This window comes from Bhargavaea massiliensis, from assembly GCF_050480245.1.
Taxonomy (GTDB): Bacteria; Bacillota; Bacilli; order Bacillales; family Anoxybacillaceae; genus Anoxybacillus.
In genome coordinates, this window is the sequence record NZ_JBCNEQ010000088.1 from 1 (window position 1) to 779 (window position 779).

At 42.7% G+C, this 779-nt stretch carries 1 protein-coding gene; it reads left to right on the plus strand.

Features of this window, described 5'->3' with window-relative positions; all coding sequences use genetic code 11:
* Nucleotides 1–729: diacylglycerol kinase (locus ABEV15_RS13975; RefSeq protein ID WP_498853556.1), on the plus strand; the 729-nt coding region annotated here is incomplete at its 5' end.
* Nucleotides 730–779: the final 50 nt, after the last annotated feature.

Here is a 779-nt window from a genome sequence, read left to right on the forward strand (position 1 = left end):
GATGGCACGATTAACGAAGTCGTCAACGGGCTAGCTGATGCAGCGTATCGCCCGAACCTCGGCATTATTCCAGTCGGTACGACGAACGATTTTGCCCGCGCGATCGGTGTGCCACGCTCCATAGAAGGAGCATGTGATGTCATCGTGAACGGGGAAGCCGTGCCAATTGATATTGGATCGGTAACAAACGAAGGAAAGACGCATTATTTCGTTAATATTGCAGGTGGCGGACGTTTGACGGAATTAACGTACGAAGTGCCAAGCAAATTAAAAACGATGCTTGGTCAATTGGCCTACTATTTAAAAGGAATTGAAATGCTTCCTTCCCTCCATCCTGTTCACGTAAAAATTGAGTACGACGGCAAAATGTTTGAAGGTGCTGTCATGCTGTTTCTCGTTTCGCTGACGAACTCGGTCGGTGGTTTTGAAAAACTAGCACCTGATTCATCATTAAATGATGGCATGTTTGATTTAATTATTTTAAAAGAAACGAACTTAGCAGAGTTTATTAAAATTGCGACGCTGGCTCTACGCGGTGAGCATATTCACGATCCACACATCATTTACACGAAAGCAAATCGAGTCAAAGTATATACGGAAGAAAATATGCAACTCAATTTAGACGGCGAGTATGGCGGAATGCTTCCAGGTGAGTTTGTCAATTTGTATCGTCATATCAACGTATTTGTTCCAAAAGAAAAAGCTGAACAAATGAGAACAGGGGAGTAATCCTGTTCTTTTTTGTTCGATTATGCTAAAATCTTGACAGCATTTTGCGG